This window comes from Duganella sp. Root1480D1, from assembly GCF_001427305.1.
Classification (GTDB): domain Bacteria; phylum Pseudomonadota; class Gammaproteobacteria; order Burkholderiales; family Burkholderiaceae_D; genus Rugamonas.
Map to the genome: position 1 here is coordinate 1 of NZ_LMFZ01000002.1, position 18,763 is coordinate 18,763.

The 18,763-nt window shown below is 62.1% G+C and carries 14 protein-coding genes; 11 read left to right on the forward strand and 3 right to left on the reverse strand.

Going from position 1 to position 18,763, the window contains the following annotated elements; all coding sequences use genetic code 11:
* Positions 1–54: 54 nt before the first annotated feature.
* Both ASD58_RS03460 and ASD58_RS03465 read right to left on the reverse strand, forming a co-directional pair.
* Positions 55–1,929 (reverse strand): glucokinase, encoded by a 1,875-nt coding sequence (locus ASD58_RS03460; RefSeq protein WP_057259723.1) that lies wholly within the window; start codon positions 1,927–1,929, stop codon positions 55–57.
* Between the two features lie 84 nt (positions 1,930–2,013).
* A complete protein-coding gene (locus ASD58_RS03465; protein ID WP_229209881.1) occupies positions 2,014–3,621 on the reverse strand; it encodes an alpha-amylase family glycosyl hydrolase in 1,608 nt (535 codons plus the stop codon).
* Between the two features lie 195 nt (positions 3,622–3,816).
* Between ASD58_RS03465 and ASD58_RS03470 the strand changes: the two genes are divergently transcribed.
* The 11 genes from ASD58_RS03470 (at position 3,817) to ASD58_RS03520 (ending at position 17,117) form a co-directional block, all read left to right on the forward strand.
* A complete protein-coding gene (locus tag ASD58_RS03470; RefSeq protein ID WP_057259725.1) occupies positions 3,817–5,445 on the forward strand; it encodes an oligopeptide:H+ symporter in 1,629 nt (542 codons plus the stop codon).
* A 464-nt stretch (positions 5,446–5,909) separates the two neighbouring features.
* Positions 5,910–6,878, forward strand: a complete 969-nt coding sequence (locus ASD58_RS03475; RefSeq protein ID WP_057259726.1) for an ABC transporter substrate-binding protein — start codon at positions 5,910–5,912, stop codon at positions 6,876–6,878.
* Positions 6,879–6,891: 13 nt separating this feature from the next.
* On the forward strand, positions 6,892–7,713 hold the full coding sequence (locus tag ASD58_RS03480; RefSeq protein ID WP_057259727.1) for an ABC transporter permease: 822 nt from the start codon (positions 6,892–6,894) through the stop codon (positions 7,711–7,713).
* A gap of 1 nt (position 7,714) precedes the next feature.
* Positions 7,715–8,512, forward strand: a complete 798-nt coding sequence (locus ASD58_RS03485; RefSeq protein ID WP_057259728.1) for an ABC transporter ATP-binding protein — start codon at positions 7,715–7,717, stop codon at positions 8,510–8,512.
* Positions 8,513–8,522: 10 nt separating this feature from the next.
* Complete coding sequence (locus tag ASD58_RS03490) at positions 8,523–10,214, forward strand: ATP-binding protein (protein WP_057259729.1); 1,692 nt, start codon at positions 8,523–8,525, stop codon at positions 10,212–10,214.
* Positions 10,211–11,770, forward strand: a complete 1,560-nt coding sequence (locus ASD58_RS03495; protein WP_082565196.1) for a sigma-54 dependent transcriptional regulator — start codon at positions 10,211–10,213, stop codon at positions 11,768–11,770. The genes ASD58_RS03490 and ASD58_RS03495 overlap by 4 nt, the downstream gene beginning before the upstream one ends.
* Before the next feature lie 62 nt (positions 11,771–11,832).
* Positions 11,833–14,568 carry an alpha-1,6-glucosidase domain-containing protein gene (locus tag ASD58_RS03500; RefSeq protein ID WP_082565197.1) on the forward strand — a complete coding sequence of 912 codons (2,736 nt, stop codon included), beginning with the start codon at positions 11,833–11,835 and terminating at the stop codon, positions 14,566–14,568.
* A 26-nt stretch (positions 14,569–14,594) separates the two neighbouring features.
* Positions 14,595–15,104: an O-acetyl-ADP-ribose deacetylase gene (locus ASD58_RS03505; protein ID WP_057259730.1), complete on the forward strand. Its 510-nt coding sequence runs from the start codon at positions 14,595–14,597 to the stop codon at positions 15,102–15,104.
* Complete coding sequence (locus ASD58_RS03510; protein WP_057259731.1) at positions 15,101–15,538, forward strand: GNAT family N-acetyltransferase; 438 nt, start codon at positions 15,101–15,103, stop codon at positions 15,536–15,538. The genes ASD58_RS03505 and ASD58_RS03510 overlap by 4 nt, the downstream gene beginning before the upstream one ends.
* A gap of 59 nt (positions 15,539–15,597) precedes the next feature.
* A complete protein-coding gene (locus ASD58_RS03515; protein ID WP_057259915.1) occupies positions 15,598–16,140 on the forward strand; it encodes a DUF488 family protein in 543 nt (180 codons plus the stop codon).
* 50 nt (positions 16,141–16,190) lie between these two features.
* Positions 16,191–17,117, forward strand: a complete 927-nt coding sequence (locus tag ASD58_RS03520; RefSeq protein WP_057259732.1) for a tetratricopeptide repeat protein — start codon at positions 16,191–16,193, stop codon at positions 17,115–17,117.
* Positions 17,118–17,135: 18 nt separating this feature from the next.
* On the opposite strand, the gene ASD58_RS03525 is transcribed toward ASD58_RS03520, so the two are convergent.
* Complete coding sequence (locus ASD58_RS03525; protein ID WP_057259733.1) at positions 17,136–18,755, reverse strand: alpha-amylase family glycosyl hydrolase; 1,620 nt, start codon at positions 18,753–18,755, stop codon at positions 17,136–17,138.
* Positions 18,756–18,763 lie beyond the last annotated feature (8 nt).

The following is an 18,763-nucleotide window of genomic DNA, read 5'->3' on the forward strand; positions in this document are numbered from 1 at the left end:
ATCGGACAAACGCTGCGCGTTTGTCCGATTGCCGGAGCTGACCCCGACTTTTAATCAGTTATCCAGGTGGGAGATCTGCAGGCGGCGGCTTTCCTGGACTACGCCATTCGCCTTGTGCTCGAGCACCAGTTCGGCATTCTGCGCGTCCAGCGAGATGCCGACCGACAGGATGTCGATCAGCAGCAGTTGCAGGATGCGCGAGATCATCGACAGGAAGGCGCTGCTGTCTTCCGTATGGTCGACTGCCAGGCAAACCGTGGCCTTCTTGGCCAGCGGCGACTGGCTGCTGGTGATGGCGATCACGTCGGCACCGGCATTGCGCGCCGATTCCACCGCTTCGACCAGTTCCGGCAGCTTGCCGGAATTGGAGATCGCAATCACCACGTCGCCTGGCTTCAGCAGCTCGGAAGCCAGCTTGAACAAATGCGAGTCGCCGTAAGCGGCGGTCGGGATGCGGAAGCGGAAGAACTTGTGCTGCCCGTCCAGTGCCACCACGCGCGAATTGCCCATGGCGTAGAACTCGACCTTCTTGGCCTTGGACAGCAGTTCGATGGCGCGATCCAGCGAATGCACGTCCATCTGGTCGCGGAACTTCAGGATCGCGGAGACGGTGTTGTCGATCACCTTCGCGCTCAGGTCGTGCGTGCTGTCGGATACCCGCACCTGGCTGTGGCGCACCGGAATCGCGCCGGTCAGGCTGGAAGCAAACTTCAGCTTGAAGTCGGCCAGGCCCTGGAACCCGAGCGAGCGGCAGAAACGGATCACGGTCGGCTGTGATACTTCCGCCAGGCGCGCGATGTCGGCAATCGGCTCGTTCAGCACCAGGCGCGGTTGCTCGATCACCAGTTGCGCCACGCGCTGTTCGGCCGGAGTCAGCTCGGACTTCAGCGACTGCACGCGTTCCATCAGCGTGTTGGCGCCGGTGCGGCCGCGCAAGTGTTCGGACAGGATCGACGCAACGCCATAGAAGGCCGGGTTCGGCGTGGTGATCACATAAGTGGGGATCTCGGCCAGGTAGGACGAGAAACGGCCCTTGGCTTCAAAGCGGCTGCGGAATGGCGATTCCTTGAACCAGTCGCCCATGCGCGGCACGATGCCGCCGCCGATGAAGATGCCGCCGAAAGAACCCAGCGTCACCGCCAGGTTGGCCGCGGCCCCGCCCAGCATGGCGCAGAAGCATTCCAGCACTTCGATGCACAGCTCATTCCTGTCTTTCAGTGCGCCGGCAATGATTTGCTGCGAGGTCAGGTCGCGCACGCTCAAGCCATTGCGGCGAGCCAGCGCGCGGTAGATGATTTCCATGCCGGGACCGGAAATCAGGCGTTCGTTCGAAACGTGCGGCCAGGTTTGCCAGGCATATTGCAGGATCGCGTATTCGCGTTCATCGGCAGGGGCAAAGTTGGTGTGGCCGCCTTCGGAACCGAGGGTCACGAAACCGTCCGTGGTCGGGATCACGCCGGAGCAGCCCAGGCCAGTGCCGGGGCCGAGAACGCCGATCACCGAGTTCTGCGCCGCGGAACCGCCGCCGACCTGCATCAGGTCGTCCGCCTTGAAGCCAGGGATGGCCATGGCCAGCGCAGTGAAGTCGTTCACCACCAGCAGCGTATGCAGGCCCAGTTCGCGCCGCACTTCGTCGGTGGAGAACTGCCAATCGCGGTTAGTCATGCGAATGTAGTCGCCATGCACCGGGTTGGCCAGCGCCAGCGCGCCGTGATTGAGGCTGACGTCTCCGTGGTCCGCCAGGTAGCTGCGCAACAGCGGGACAATGCCGGTGAAGTCGTCGCATTGCAATACGCGCACCGCCTGGAACTCGCCAGGAGCCGTTTGCAGCGCCAGGCGCGCGTGGGTAGCGCCGATGTCAGCCAGCAGGCGCGGGCCGTCCGCAAAAGCGGATCGGTTAGCTTTTGGGTCTGCCTCAATCTGTTTCATTGTCTTTTAAGTATTAGATAACGCCTTAAAGGCGGGAGGATACCCGAAAAACAAGGCCCCGTGCGTAGACGGGGCCTCTTATATTTATCCTGCGTAGCCAAACCAGGCGCCATAGCCTGGAAGTTGGACCTCGCCGTCCACCACTTCGCCGGGCAAGCCGGGCTGCTCAAGCTTCTGCGCCCCCTTGGCTGCCGCCAGCGGGAAATTGACCGGCGCCGCCCCCAGGTTGAACAGCGCAATCACGCTGCGCTCCCCTTCCAGGTCGCGCCGCAGCGCCAAAACCGGCTCCGGCGCGTCATGGAACACGATATCGCCGCGCGTCAGCTGCGGCATCGTCTTGCGCCAGGCGATCATGCGGCGCGCAAAGTTCAGCGGCGAATTCGGGTCTTCTTCCTGCACGGACGCGGCGATAGCCTTGTGCTCCTCCGCCACCGGCAGCCAGGGCGTGCCCGAAGTGAAACCGCCATGCACGCCAGTGGTCCAGGCGACCGGGGTGCGGCAGCCATCGCGGCCCTTGAATTCAGGCCAGAAGGTCTTGCCATACGGGTCCTGGATCAGCTCATAAGGCACGTCAGCCTCGCTGAAGGCCAGCTCGTCGCCCTGGTACAGGCAAGGGGTGCCTTTCAGCGACAACTGCATGGCCAGCACCAGCTTGGCAAAGGCCGCCTGGTTGCTCATGCCATTCCAGCGCGTCACCACGCGCACCGCATCGTGGTTGCCAACCGACCAGGAAGGCTGGCCGTCCTTGACGCGGGCCTTGAAGTCTTCCACCTGCTTGCGGATATGCCCCGCACTGCTGTCGGCAGTCAGCAGGTTGAAGCTGTACGCCATGTGCAGCTTGTTGCCGCCGGCGGTGTATTCGGCCATCACGGCCAGCGAATCGTCCGCGCCCACCTCGCCGATCGCCACTGCGCCATATTCGTCCAGCAGCACGCGCAGTTTTTCGAGGAAGGCCACGTTTTCAGGCTGGCTCTTGTCGTGGATGTGCGCCTGCATGCCGTATGGATTGGCGTCGCTCACGGTGGCGGTGTCGCGCACCAGGGCCGGCGGGTTGCTGCGCAGCTGGCGGTCGTGGAAGTGGAAGTTGCAGGCGTCCATGCGCACGCCGTCGACGCCCCGCTTCAGCCAGAAGCGCAGCGCGTCCAGGTGGGCCTGCTGCACGTCCGGGTTGTGGAAGTTCAGGTCCGGCTGGCTGACCAGGAAATTGTGCATGTAGTACTGCTTGCGGCGCGAATCCCATTGCCAGGACGAGCCGCCGAACACCGACAGCCAGTTGTTCGGCGGGTTCCCGTCCGGCAGCGGGTCGGCCCAGATATACCAGTCCGATTTCGGATTGCCGCGCGAAGAACGGCTCTCCTTGAACCAGGGATGGTCTTCGGAGGTATGGGACATGACCTGGTCGATCATGATTTTCAGGCCCAGGCTGTGGGCCTTGGCGATCATGCGGTCGAAGTCGGCCAGGGTGCCGAACATCGGGTCGACGTCGCAGTAATCGGCCACGTCGTAGCCGAAATCGCGCATGGGGGACTTGAAGAATGGGGAAATCCAGATGATGTCCACGCCCAGCTTGGCGATGTAGTCGAGGCGATCGGTAATGCCATTCAGGTCGCCGATGCCGTCACCATTGGTGTCCAGGTAACTGCGCGGATAAACCTGATAAATGATTGCTTCTTTCCACCAAGGTGTGCTCATATTCCTCATCCCGATCAAAAACAATTATGTAGATAATATACATGATGAATGCGGGAAGTTCAAATAGTATGATTCCTTAAAAATCAATAACTTACGATTTTTCGCGTAGTTAAACTACATGTAAGTGAATCCAGTAGTTGCCAAGGCAGATGGGTTCGCATAGCATCGCGGCCATTATTCGAATCGGGAGACCTCATGTCGACGCAAGAACTGGAACAGGGTAACGGGCCGATGCCCCGGCAAATCCCGTACATCATCACCAACGAGGCTTGCGAGCGTTTCAGTTTTTATGGCATGCGCAACATCCTGGTGCCATTCCTCATCAGCACCCTGCTGCTGTTCATCCCTTCCGAGCATCGCGCCAACGAAGCGAAGCACGTGTTCCATACTTTCGTGATCGGCGTGTATTTCTTCCCGCTGCTGGGCGGCTGGCTGTCGGACCGCTTCTTCGGCAAATACAACACCGTATTCTGGTTCTCGCTCATTTACTGCGCAGGACATGCCTGCCTGGCCTTGTTCGAAAACCACCTGGAAGGCTTTTACTTTGGCCTGTTCCTGATTGCCTTCGGTTCAGGCGGCATCAAGCCATTGGTGGTGTCCTTCGTTGGCGACCAGTTCGACCAGACCAACAAGAAGAAGGCTAAGGTGGTATTCGACGCCTTCTACTGGAGCATCAATTTCGGTTCCTTCTTTGCTTCGCTGCTGATGCCGATCTTCCTGAAGGACTTCGGCGCGGCGGTTGCTTTCGGCATTCCGGGCATCCTGATGTTCATCGCCACCATCGTGTTCTGGCTGGGGCGCAGGAAGTACATTCACGTGCCGCCAGCGGCGCCGAGCGAAGAATCGTTCACCCGCGTTGCCAGGACTGCCCTGATGTCGGCGGCGCCTGGCCAGTCCCGTCCGGGCCTGAACGTGGCCCTGGTTGGCGTGGCTGCCGCACTGGTATCGCTGGCCATGACGCCGTCGTGGGGCTTCGTGATCGCGGCCTGTACCGCCCTGGTGCTGGTGATGGCCTTTGGCGGCATCGGCACCTCGATGCAGCTTGAGCGCGCACGCGGCAAGCATAGCGACGAGGCGGTGGACGGCGTGCGCGCCGTGCTGCGTATCTTCATCGTGTTTGCGATGGTGACGCCGTTCTGGTCCCTGTTCGACCAGAAGGCATCAACCTGGATCGTGCAGGCCAACGACATGGTGCACCCGACCTATGAAATCCTGGGCTGGTCGTTCTCCTTCGTGCCGGCACAAATGCAGGCGCTGAACCCGCTGCTGGTGATGCTGTTGATCCCGTTCAATAACATCGCCCTGTTCCCGCTGCTGCGCAAGCTGGGCATCGAACCGACGCCGCTGCGCCGCATGGGCACCGGCATCTTCGTGTCCGCGCTGGCCTGGGTGGTGATCGGCACGCTGCAGGTAGTGATGGATGGCGGCACGCCGGTGTCGATGGCCTGGCAGATCCTGCCGTATGCACTGCTGACATTTGGCGAGGTGCTGGTCTCCGCCACCGGCCTGGAATTCGCGTACTCGCAGGCGCCGGCTTCGATGAAGGGCGTGATCATGGCGCTGTGGTACCTGGCGGTCACGGTCGGCAACCTGTGGGTGCTGATACTGAACGCCGGCGTGAAGAACGACGCGGTGTCGGCCTATATCAAGACTACCGGCTTCTCGGTCATGGCGTTCCAGATGTACTTCTTCGCCGCCTTCGCCGCCCTGGTGGCGGGCTGCTTCGCGCTGTACGCGATGCGCTACAGGATGGTGGACTTCTACCGCAAGGACCCGGAGCCGCAAGCCTGCTACGGCACGACTCCCGAACCGCAGAAAGCTTAATGTTCCGCAGGGGCCTGCCCTCGCGGGCTCCTTCAGGAAAACACTTGCTTAAGCGAAGGCGCTTCAAGCACCGCTGCGCCCCAGGCGGCAAGTTGCTCTTCACTCGCCTTTGCCAATTTCTTGCGTACCGCGACGGGGACAGTCCCGAATCGCTGGACCAACTGCTCGTGGAATGCATGACCCAACGCGGCTTTCCACGGAGAGTCGTAACGCGCTGGCGGCGATTTGGTCGGCATCAGGACAGTCTACTGCCGCGACTCAGGCCACCGCGTTGAGGAAGCGCAAGCGCGGCGAAAATCCGCACAAGGCAAGGATGGAATTCCGGAATTCCGCCATGGCGCCGCCCGGTCGCCGCTGCCGCCGGGCGGCGCGCTCCAATAAAATCAAGCACTTGCCGCATTCCAATTTTCTGGCATGGAAGCTGCTAATAGCTGGTCAAAACACCCCTTATCCAGGAGACCAGCATGACCAAGCTTAAACTCGCATCCCTCTTCATCGCCGCAGCATTCGCTTCCGCCGCCAACGCCCAGGAAGTTGTCCGCCTCGGCAACCTGAAGTTCGCGCACTACGGCGCCGTCTCGTATATCAAGGAAATCGCACCGAAGTGCGGCATCAAGGTCGAAGAACACGTCTTCGCCAAAGGCCCCGACGTGATGCAGGCCATCCTGGCAGGCGAGCTCGATGTCGGCGCCACCGCGTCGGAAGCCGCCATCCAGGGCCGCGCCAATGGCGCCCCGATTTATGTCGTCGCCGGTTTCGCCAAAGGTGGCGCGCGCCTGGTCGCGCGCCCCGACAGCGGCATCAAGGCAATCAAGGATTTGAAAGGCAAGAAAGTCGGCGTGACCCGCGGCGGCATCCACGAGGTGCTGCTGGCAGCGGAACTGACCCAGGCCGGCCTGACCTTCTCTGACGCACCGGGCAAGGACGTGCAACTGGTGTTCCTGGCCTTCGCCGACCTGAACCAGGCCCTGCTCGGCAAGAACCTGGACGCGATCATGCAATCGGAACCGCAATCCTCGCAAGCCATCAACAAAGGCTTCGGCGTGGAAGTCATGAAGCCATATGACACCCCGATCGGCGAGCCAGTCCGTACCATGGTGATGAGCGAGAAATTCTACGCGACCCGCCGCGCCACCGCCGCAAAGTTCATGAACTGCTTCGTGCAGGCTACCAAGACCTTCATCGACGACAAGCCAACCGCTGAAAAATACGTGCGCAACGTAATCTTCAAGGGCCAGATCAGCGCCGACGATTTCCAGGACGCGATCGCCAACTCTCCATACACCTACGACATCTCCCCGCAGCACATCCAGGTCACCACCGACGTGATGAACAAGACCGGCGTAGGCAAGATGCGCAAGGCACCAGTGGCTACCGAGTGGGTCAAGACCGACCTGCTGGACGAGGCCAAGAAAAGCCTGAACATCAAGTAAGGCGAGGCATATCATGGCAAAACTGAATTTGCGCCAGATTGCAGCGGGCTCCGTGGTGCCCGTACTGGTGATCGCATTGTGGCAGGCCAGCGCTTCGCTGGAATGGATCAACCCGCAGGTCCTGCCCTCTCCTTGGGCAGTAGTAACCAAGTGGGTGGAATACCTGCTGCCGCTGCAGGCTTACGACCCGGCCGCCAGCTCGTGGCTGGCCTGGGCCCTGTCCGGCGAGCTGATTGGCGACACCGTCAGCAGCATGTACCGCGTGCTGGTCGGCTTCGCAGTCGGTGCCGGCCTGGCCCTGCCTTTCGGCCTGGTAATGGGTTCGAGCAAGCGTATGTACGACTGGCTCAATCCCCTGCTGCAGGTACTGCGCCCGATTCCGCCTATCGCCTACATCCCGCTGGCAATCCTGTGGTTCGGCCTGGGTAACGCGCCTGCCGTGTTCCTGATTGCGCTGGGCGCCTTCTTCCCGGTACTGATGAACACCATCGCCGGCGTGCGCCACGTGGACGGCATTTATATCCGCGCCGCCCGCAACCTGGGTGTCAGCCAGAGCACCATGTTCGTGCGCGTGATGCTGCCGGCCGCCGTGCCTTACATCCTGTCGGGGGTGCGCATCGGCATCGGTACCGCCTTCATCGTGGTGATCGTTTCCGAGATGATCGCCGTGAACAACGGCCTTGGTTTCCGCATCCTGGAAGCGCGCGAGTACTTCTGGTCGGACAAGATCATCGCCGGCATGATCAGCATTGGCCTGCTTGGACTGGCGATCGACATTGGCATGAACAAGCTGAATAACCATCTGCTGCGCTGGCACCGCGGCCTGGAGAACTAAGATGAGCGCAACCCATATCGACGTCAAGCACGTCAACAAGGTATTCAAGACCGACAACCGCGAAGTGGTGGCGCTGCGCGACATCAACCTGCAGATCCCGCAGGGCCAGTTCGTCTGCCTGCTGGGCCCATCGGGCTGCGGCAAGTCGACCCTGCTGAACGCCATCGCCGGCTTCTCACTGCCTTCCAGCGGCGAGATCACGGCCGATGGCCAGTTGATCACCGGCCCGGGCCCCGAGCGCGGCATGGTGTTCCAGGAGTACGCCCTGTTTCCATGGATGACAGTGGAAAAGAACATCGCCTTCGGCCTGGAAGTGAAAGGCATGTCGCAAGCGGAAATCAAGCAGCGCGTGGACCAGTTGCTGGGCATGTTGTCGCTGTCCGACTTCCGCAACCGCTTCCCGAAAGACCTGTCGGGCGGCATGCGTCAGCGCGTCGCCATTGCACGCGTGCTGGCCCTGGACTCCCCGATCATGCTGATGGACGAGCCGTTCGGCGCACTCGATGCGCTGACCCGGCGCGACCTGCAGGACGAGCTGCTGCGCATCTGGAACGAGCAGAAAAAGACCATCATCTTCGTGACCCACAGCATCGAGGAGGCAATCTACCTGGCCGACCGCATCGTCGTCATGACCTACCGCCCCGGTACCGTCAAGCGCGACATGATCGTGGACCTGCCGCGCATGCGCGATCCGGCCTCGGCCGATTTCAATGCGCTCAAACGCGAACTGGGTGCGCTGGTCATGGAAGAACAGCAGCGCCACCACAGCGACGAACTGCGCATGGCCGCCGTGGACTAAAATTGCGCTTATGCGCAAACCTTTCATCCTGTTGCTGTTACCGGCGGCCGCGATCATCGTGGCCGCCTATATGCTTGGCGCTTACCGCGCCGGCAACGAACAGTTGGCCCAGGGCCAACGCCAGTTGCAACTCATGGCACCAGAACTGCAATCGGTGCTGGAACGCTTTGAAACCCTCCCCTTCGTCCTGGCGCAGCAGCCGGACCTGACCAACGCCCTGGCCCGCCCCAAGGATCCCGACGCCATCGCCCGGCTGAACGAGACGCTGCAGACCATCCAGCAGCAAGCCAAGGTCGGGGCACTCTACCTGATGGACCGCAGCGGCCTGACGCTGGGCGCCAGCAACTGGGACCAGCCGCTTGGCTTCGCCGGCAAGAATTTCTCTTACCGTCCCTATTTCCAGGCGGCGCTGCATGGCCAGGCGGGCCGCTTCTATGGCATCGGCACCAGCACCAGCGAAGCGGGCTACTTCATCGCACAGCCGGTAAACCGGAATGGCGAAATCGCGGGCGTTATCGCGGTAAAGATCAGCCTCGCCGAACTGGAACGCAACTGGAGCAGCAGCGAAGACCCGATCGTTCTGGCTGACCGCCATGGCGTGATTTTCCTCAGCAACCGTCCAAACTGGCGCTATCACAGCCTGGAGCGTTTGCCTGCCGACGCCCTGGCCGAACTGGTCAACACGCAGCAATACATCGGCCGCGAAGTCACGCCGCTGGCGCGCAATCCCGGCCCCCGCGTCACGCAAGAGGTGGGCCGCCTTGGCTGGCAATTGATGATTTTCCCAAGCCAGTTGCGCGTGGTCCGCAGCGGCATCAACTGGGCGCTGGCAACGGCGCTGCTGCTGGGCTGCGGCGCCATATCGTATTGGGCCATGCACCAGCGCCGCCGGCGGCGCGAAGAACGCCTGGCCTTCGACCGCGAACTGGAATCGCGCATCGCCCAGCGCACGCAGCAACTGAGCGAAACCAACCGCATCCTGCGCACCACCCAGAATGAGCTGGTGCAAGCCGGCAAACTGGCCATGCTGGGCCAGATGGCAGCCGGCATGACGCACGAATTGAACCAGCCGCTGGCGGCGATCCGCGCCTTTGCCGACAATGCCCGTACCTTCCTCGAACGCGGCCAACCGGAGCAGGCGGCCAGCAACCTTGGCCATATCGGCGATGCCAGCGCGCGCATGGGCGCCATCATCAGCCAACTGAAAGGCTTCGCGCGGAAGGATGAAACCGTCGGCCCGGTCGATTTTGGGCGCGCGGTGCGCAGCTCGGCCTTCCTGCTGGAGAGCGAGAGCAAGCGCCGCAACGTTGTACTGGAAATCGATACCGGAGCCGGGCCGCTCATGGTGGCGGGCGATACGGTGCGCATCGAACAAGTGCTGATTAACCTGCTGCGCAACGCGCTCGATGCGGTCGAGGGACGGCCGCAGCCCCGTGTCGCTGTCGTGCTGACGCACGAAGGCAGCGACGGCGTAGCGCGCATCAGCGATAGCGGGCCTGGCATCCCGCAGGAGGTGGCCGCGCACCTGTTTGAGCCTTTCTTCACCACCAAGCCGGCCGGAAAAGGGCTGGGCCTGGGGCTGGCGATTTCCTCGTCGATCGTGCAGGCGATGAATGGCCGCCTGACGGCACGCAACCTGGACGGCGGCGGTGCGCAGTTTGAGTTACGCTTACCGCTTATTAAGGAAGGAGCTGCCCGATGAAGGCGCTATTGGTTGAAGACGAGGCCGCGCTGCGGCTGGCCACCACGCAAACCCTGGAGTTGGGCGGCTTTGCTGTGCAAGCCTGCGCGAGCGCTGAGGAAGCGCTACCGCTGCTGCTGGCGAATTTCGCGGGCGTGGTGGTGACCGACGTGCGGCTGCCAGGGCTTTCCGGCCTGGACTTGCTGGCGCGCGTCGCAGCGCTGGATACCGAACTGCCCGTTATCGTGGTCACCGGCCATGGAGACGTCAGCATGGCCGTGGAGGCGATGCGGGCCGGCGCATACGACTTCATCGAAAAGCCCTTCGCCTCCGAACGCTTGATGGATGCAGTCAAGCGCGCGCAGGAGCGCCGCAACCTGGTGCTGGAAAACCGCCGCTTGCGCAGCGAGCGCGCCCAGCACCCCGACATGCCCGACCTTATCGGCCGTTCCGAAGCCATCGAGCATTTGAAGGTCGTGGTGCGCAACGTCGCGCCGACCGGCGTGGACATCCTGGTCAATGGCCAGACCGGCACCGGCAAGGAAGTGATGGCACGCCTGATTCATGCCGCCAGTGGGCGCAAGGGGAATTTCGTCGCCATCAATTGCGGGGCGTTGCCGGAGTCGGTGTTCGAGAGCGAGATCTTCGGCCACGAGGCAGGCGCCTTCACCGGCGCGCAAAAGCGGCGCATCGGCAAACTGGAATTCGCCAACGGCGGTACGGTATTCCTCGATGAGATCGAGAGCATGCCGATGGCCTTGCAGGTCAAGCTGCTGCGCGTGCTGCAGGAACGCCGCCTTGAGCGGCTGGGCGGGAATGAGTCGGTCGCGCTGGATTGCCGGGTGGTCGCGGCCAGCAAGGCCGACCTGCTTGCCTTGTCGGCGCAGGGATTGTTCCGCGAGGACTTGTATTACCGGATCGGCGTGATCAGCATCGATTTGCCGCGCTTGCGCGACCGGCGCGAGGATATCCCGCTGCTGCTGGCGCACTTCGTTGCCGAGGCGGCGCAGCGCTACCAGCGGGCGATGCCCATGTGGACACCGGAACAGATGGCGGCGTGGCAGGCGGCAGACTGGCCGGGCAATGTGCGGGAACTACGCAACTTCGCAGAGCGCTTGACGCTAGGCCTGGTGCCTGCTGCATCCATCACGCCATCACCTGGCGCGGCGGCTGGCGCCCCCCATGGCGAAGGGCTCGCGGCCGGACTTGCCGCCCCGGCAGTCCCCGGTGCAGCCTTCGCGACTGGCGCAGGCATTTCATCGCCGGCGGGCGTGGCAACCGGCGCGGGCATGGATTGGGCCGCCGGCGCCGGCGGCACGGGCAGCGCCGCCATGACTGCAGGTCCCGCCTCAGCTGCCGGCGTTGCGATGGCGGCCGGCGTCCCGGCCGCAGGGTTGGTAGCCGGGGATGCCGAGCAGCCTTCCCTTCCGCAGCAGGTCGACGCCTTCGAGCGCGATCTGATCCTGCGCGCCCTTGCCGCTGCCGACAACAATGTGGCGTTGGCGGCAGACCGGCTGCTGCTGCCCCGTAAAACGCTCTATGACAAACTGAAAAAGCACCAGATCCAGCGCGAGTAAAATGTAGTAAAGCTACATATTTTGCGGTAAGATTTCTGTAGCATCACTACTACGGAGACCAAATGAAGCAGCGCACCCTCGCGGCGGCCCTCCTGCCGGCCGTCGCGGCGTTTTCCGCCGCCGCGGCGCCCACCACCGCCCTCACCGCCTCCCCCACCGCCGCGACGCCGCACAGCCTGACCTCCTGCGACGGCCCATATGAAACCGTGCTGGCGCGCACCCAGGGCTTCGACGCCCGCGCGCTGTGGCTGGACGGCCGCCTGGCCAAATGGGCTGGCGCACAGGCCGAGGGCAGCTTCAAACTCTATTACGCAACAGCCGCCGGCATCAGCGCGCCGCAAGGCGCCACTGTCAGCGGGGCCGATGGTGCATTGCCGCTGACGGCAACGACCGAAGCGCTCCCCGCCGCGCTGGCCCAACGCTTCAAATACACCGGCGACGGCGTGCTGCTCGCGCTCTCTGCCGCCGACCGCGCCCGCTTGCCGGCACTACTGGCAAAACAGCTCGTCCTGGTGCAGGAAAACGCTGATGGAACCGTGCGCGACGCCACTGCGCTGCAGGTCCCCGGCGCGCTGGATGAGCTCTACGCCTCTGCGGAACAAACAAGCGACCTGGGCGCCAGCATCGGCAAGGGCGGCACCACCTTCAAGCTGTGGGCGCCGACTGCCCAACGCGTATCGGTCTGCGTGTTCGACACCGGCAGCAGCAAGCCGAAATCCATCGCCACCATGCACCCGGACGCGAAAACCGGCATCTGGTCTGCCAGCCCCCGCGGCAACCTGTCCGGCCGCTATTACAAATACGTGGTGGACGTCGTCGCGCCAAAGACTGGCCTGGTGCGCAACGTCGTCACCGACCCTTATTCAGTCAGCCTGACCGCCGATTCCGCCCGCAGCTACATCGCCGACCTGGACGACCCGCGCCTGGCCCCCGCCGGCTGGAGCAAGGACCAAGCGCCGCCCAAAGTCAAAGCGCAGCCGGACATGTCGATCTACGAACTGCATGTACGCGACTTTTCGATCAACGACCTGTCGGTCAGCGCCATCAACCGCGGCAAATACACTGCCTTCCGCGAGACTGGTTCCAACGGCATGAAACACCTTGCCATGCTGGCCAGGGCAGGCCTGACGGACGTGCACCTGCTGCCGGTATATGACCTGGGCAGCGTGCCGGAAAAAGGCTGCATCGCCCCCGTCGTGCACGGTGCGCCGGACAGCGACCAGCAGCAGAGAATCGTCAGCGACAATGCATTGAAAGACTGCTACAACTGGGGCTACGACCCGTGGCACTACAACGCACCGGAAGGCAGCTACAGCACCGACGCCGCCGACGGTGCGCGACGCATCATCGAGTTGCGTGAAATGGTCATGGCGCTGCACAAGACCGGCCTGCGCGTCGGCACCGACGTGGTCTACAACCACACCTACCGCGGCGGCCAGCAGGAACGCTCGGTACTGGACCGCATCGTCCCCGGCTACTACCAGCGCCTGAACCTGAAAGGTGAAATCGAAAGTTCGACCTGCTGCTTCAACACCGCCACCGAGAACCGCATGATGGCCAAGCTGATGATCGATTCGGCCGAGCTGTGGACCAGGCACTACCACATCGACTCGTTCCGTTTCGACCTGATGGGGCACCAGCCACGCGCCGCAATGGAAGCGCTGCAGGCGCGTGTCAACAAGGCCGCCGGACGGCATGTGAACCTGATCGGCGAAGGCTGGAACTTTGGCGAAGTGGCGGACGGTGCGCGCTTTGTGCAGGCCTCGCAATTGTCACTGAATGGCAGCGGCATCGGCACCTTCAGCGACCGCGCCCGCGATGCCGTGCGTGGCGGCGGTGCAGGCGATTCGGGGCAGCAGGTGATTTCGCAGCAGGGTTATGTCAATGGCCTGGTATATGACCCGAATGCCGCTGCGGGCCTGCGGCCGGTGACGGACCTGATGAAAGCCGCCGATCTCGTGAAGGTCGGCCTGGCCGGCTCGGTCCGAAACTATCGCATGCAGACCTTTACCGGCGAGACCAGGGAACTGCAGGCGATCGTCTATGGCGGCAACCAGCCGGCCGGCTATGCCAGCCAGCCTGGCGAGGTAGTCAACTACGTGGAGAACCACGATAACCAGACGCTGTACGACGTCAATGCCCTCAAGCTGCCGGTTTCCACCACGAGTGCGGACCGGGCACGCGTACAGATGCTGGCGGCGGCAATCAACGCTTTCTCGCAGGGCGTGGCTTACTATCACGCCGGATTTGAAATCCTGCGCTCGAAGTCGATGGACCGCAACAGCTTCGAATCAGGGGACTGGTTCAATCGCCTTGACTGGACCTACCAGACCAACTACTTCGGCTCCGGCCTGCCGCCGGCCGCGGACAACGGCAAAGACTACGCGCTGCTCCAGCCCCTGCTGGCAAATCCCGCGCTGCAGCCAACTCCGGTTGATATTGCCTTTGCGCGCGACACCTTCCGCGACCTGCTGCGCATTCGCGCCAGCAGCACGCTGTTCCGCATGCGTACTGCGGACGATATCAGGAAGCGCCTGCACTTCCTGAATACGGGCCCCGGCCAAGTGGCTACGGTCGTCGCTGCGCGCCTCGATGGCATTGGCTATGAAGGCGCCGGATTCAAGACGGTGGCTTACTTTATCAATGTGGACAAGGTGGAGCAGACGATCGTCGCCGCAGGCGAAACCGGCAAGTCTTATCGCCTGCATCCGGTACAGGCCGGGGCGGCGGCGCGTTACGATGCCGCGACAGGCAGCTTCACCATTCCGGCAAGGACGGCTATAGTATTCGTTGAATAAACTTTAAGGCCGGTGGCCGCCTAGCCATGTCAACCAACCTTCGCGCGCTGCAAGGCGATATCACCAAGCTTGCGGTGGACGCAATCGTCAACGCTGCAAATTCCTCCCTTCTCGGCGGTGGCGGCGTTGACGGCGCAATCCATCGCGCCGCCGGGCCGGAACTGGTCCACGAGTGCCGCCTCCTCGGTGGCTGCAAGACGGGCGAGGCGAAGCTGACCAAGGGTTATCGGCTGCAGGCCAGGTACATCGTCCACACAGTCGGGCCAGTGTGGCGTGGTGGCACGAACAGCGAGCCGGAACTTTTGGCTGCTTGTTATCGTGGCAGCGTGGAATTGGCGGCCAAGCATGGCATCGCAACACTGGCATTCCCCAGCATCAGCACCGGCATTTACGGCTACCCGATCGACTTGGCCGCCAAGCTCGCTGTGTCGACGGTCCGTGCCGCAGTCGAGGAATTTCCGGGCGTCGACGAAGTCATCTTCTGCTGCTTCTCTCAAGCAGATCTTGCGGTCTATGAAGGAATTCTAAAGCAATGACGGTACGTGAATTCGATGCCGCAGACTTCCCCGCCGTTTGCCGTATCTACCTTGAAGCCAAACGGGAAGAGCTCAAGTTCGAGCCCCGCCCTTTCGAAGTGACGCCGCTCGACCAGGATGCGAGCATCCTGGCGGCTTTTAATGAATCCGATGTCACAGTGTTCGACGATGGCACAGTATGCGGGTTCGCAGCAACTTTCGCCGGCCAATTGAGGGCCTTGTTCGTGCAAGGAGAGTCGCGCGGCAAAGGAATCGGGCAGGCACTGCTGGATGCCGTAGTGTCGAGACAGGCGGAAGGCGTGTCGTTGAATGTCGCCAAATCAAACGTGGCCGCCCAGCGCTTCTATACACGCAATGGATTTTCAACCGTCGGCCAGACAGTGAGGCAGTACTCAGGATTTGACATTGCCTACGTCCAGATGCGACTCGGGTAGTGCGCTGCATGCCGCGTCTCCGTGCCAAAATACAGGCACCGCCATCGCGAGGGATGCACATGCCTCAGGAACTCGTCTGCACCATCGGCCATTCAAACCGCACAATCGAGGAGTTCATCGGATTGCTGCGCCAGAACGGCGTCGAATGCCTGCTCGACATCAGGACGGTGCCGAAATCGCGCCATAACCCACAGTTCGGCCAGGACCAGCTTGCAGCGTCGCTCGCAGAGGCGGGGATCGAATACCTTTACTTGCGCGGCCTTGGCGGACTGCGGCGTCCGCGCAAGGATTCCGAAAATACCGGCTGGCGCAACCTCTCCTTCCGCGGTTATGCCGACTACATGCAGACCGAGGAGTTTGCGGAAAATGTCGATTCTGTCGCGGAGCTGGGCCGCAGCAAGTGCTGCGCGCTGATGTGCGCGGAAGCGGTGCCGTGGCGCTGCCATCGCTCGCTGGTAGCCGATGCCCTGCTGGTGCGCGGCGTGCACGTGGACGATATCATCGATGCGAGGCAACGGCGTCCACACAAGATGACGCCATTTGCTTGCGTAGAAGGGTTACGGATTACTTATCCGGACGAAGGCCCGAGTGGGAATCGGTGAACTTTTGCGGCCAGGCGCGATGGTATCCTGCTTCAATTTTGGCCCTCACCATGAAAAGAACATCGTGCAGCCTGGTCATCGCGACCATCTTGAGCGTCGCCTTGCAGGCCCATGCCTGCATCAATACCGTCGGTACCAACTACCGCGGCGAATTCATCAGTCCAGGAACGTACACGGGCAAGGACCTCAAGCCCGACCTGGCCACGCCAACCAGCAAAGCAGCATTGGTCCCTTGGGCAAAGGACGCCGTAACAGCAGTGCGCAAAACGCAATCATTCGGGAATTTAATCGACCTTTCCGCAGTCTTGATCCGTTTCGGAAAATTTCCCGAGGCGGTAAAACTGCTTCAATTTGTGGAGAATAAGTACCCCGGCAAATATCAGACGGCATCCAACCTTGGTACTGCCTATGAATTAATGGGGCAGAACGAAGATGCGCTGAAATGGATTCTTGAAGGAGTGAAGCGAAATGCTCACGACCATTACGGAACGGAATGGCTCCATGTTTACATCCTGAATGTAAAGTTGGGGAAGGTCCCGCCCGCGGCTCCTGGCAGGTCAATCCTGAATCTCGACTTCGGCAATGAAGTGATGCCTCGACGTCCGGCACCGCTCCCCAACGGGAACGCGGGAAAACCAATAACTTTGTACGAAATGGGCAGTGCGCTGCGCTACCAGGTGCGGGAACGGATCTGGTTCGTGCCTGCTCCAGACAAAATGGTTGCCGGCTTGCTGCTCGACTGGGCGAACCTTGAGCTGCTTGCAGGTGCGGTCGAATCCGCGGACGTGCTTTACGAAGCCGCAATCCGTTACGGAATTAAAGAAGACCGGACAATCTCCCTGCGCAGGAAGGAGGTTGAAAAAATCCTTTCGCAAGCGAAGGAACATCCAAGCGATAAACGAGGGGAATGCGAGCTATGCAATCCGCCCTGGTCAACACCGGAGGGTTACGCCGCGGAGAAGCAAGCCGCCCGCTGACAGGCGGCTCGCGCAGGATTATTTCGCCAACAGGATGGTGGCGCTTTTCCCGTTGGTGCGGACGACGCCGTCTTTCACGGTGTAGGCGGCGCCGGAGTATGCGTCCTTCAGCTTCGTACCATCGGCGAACACCCCGCCGACGCTGATGTCGACCGGCTGGCCGGTCTGTACGTCCAGCGCCACCACAACTTTATCGTCGCCACGCGCGCGGCTGAAGGTGTATGGCAGGTCCGCCAGCTTCTTATGCTCGCCAGCGCCGATCGCCGGATGCGCCTGGCGGAATTTACCCAGCTTCGCCCAATGCGTGCGGATCTTCGCGTTTGCCTTCAAGTCGCCCCAGTTCATGAAGGAGCGCAGCTTGGCATCCCCCTTCGCTTCGGCCACGTCGAGGCGGCGTGAAATCTCATCGCCGTAGTAGATCTGCGCAGCGCCCGGGGCGAGCAGCAGCTTGTTGGCGGTCTCGAAAGGCTTCTGGCGCGCAGGATCGAAGGGATTGCCGTCGTCGTGCGAGTCCATGTAATTCATGACCGAGTGCCCTTTCAGCGGACCCGCAAGCTGGGTGGCGTATTTGCTGAACAAGGATTCGTAATCACCCTTTGCGTCATGCACCATGCCGAAGTTGATCAGGCCATCGAAGCCATTGGTGAAGTAGTTGGCTTTCTCGCCAGCACCCATGTCGAAATCCTGGCCGTGCGCGATGTTGTAGTTGTACACCTCGGCCAGCATGTAGAAGCGGCCGTCGCCCTGCACCTTTTTCGGGTTCAGGCTTTTCCATTCGTCGTGCGCCGCCAGGGCGACCTTGCGCAGCTCGGCCCACACCGCAGGCTCGACATGCTTGGCCGTATCTGCGCGGAAGCCGTCGACGCCGTACTTGCGCACCCAGTCGGCATGCCACTTCATCAGGTAGTAGCGCGGCGCACGGGGATAGCCGGTGCGGGCGAAGAAATCGTCCAGCTCTTTCACTTCGCGTTGATAGCGGCCTTCGGATTTCCACTTGGCCACCAGCGCTGGCGGCAGTTCCACCGGCGCATCGCTCTCGGTGCGGAAGTCGGGCAGGTTCTTCACCAGCGTGCAGCTCACGGTCGATGGCGCGTCCTTGTACTGGCATTGAGGCTCGGTGCGCACCCAGCCTTCCGGCCAGACAGGATCGGCCTCGGTGACAGGGCCGGTATGGTTCATCACCACATCCAGCAACACACGGATGCCGCGTGCGTGGGCCGCTTCAACGAAATCGCCGAAGTCCTTTTCCGTGCCAAGGTTGGCATCCATCGCAGTGAAGTCGCGCGCCCAGTAGCCGTGGAAGCCGTAGGACTTGCCGGTACCTTCATCCGTGCCGGCGTGGATTTGCTCGACCGGCGGCGTGGTCCAGATCACGTCCACGCCCAGGTCGTCGAAATAGCCGGCCTTGATCTTTGCCGTCAACCCTTTGAAATCACCGCCCATGAAGCCGCGCAGCGGCGCAGCATCGGCCTTGCGCCCGTAGGCCAGGTCGTTGCTCTTGTCGCCATTGGCGAAACGGTCGGTGACGAGGAAGTAGACGGTCGCATTCTCCCAAAGGAACGGCTTGGGCGGCGCCGCGAGTGCGCTGTGCGCGCCGGTGGCAAGCAATAGGGACAATGCGATGGATGAAAGTTTCATGCGGCTTT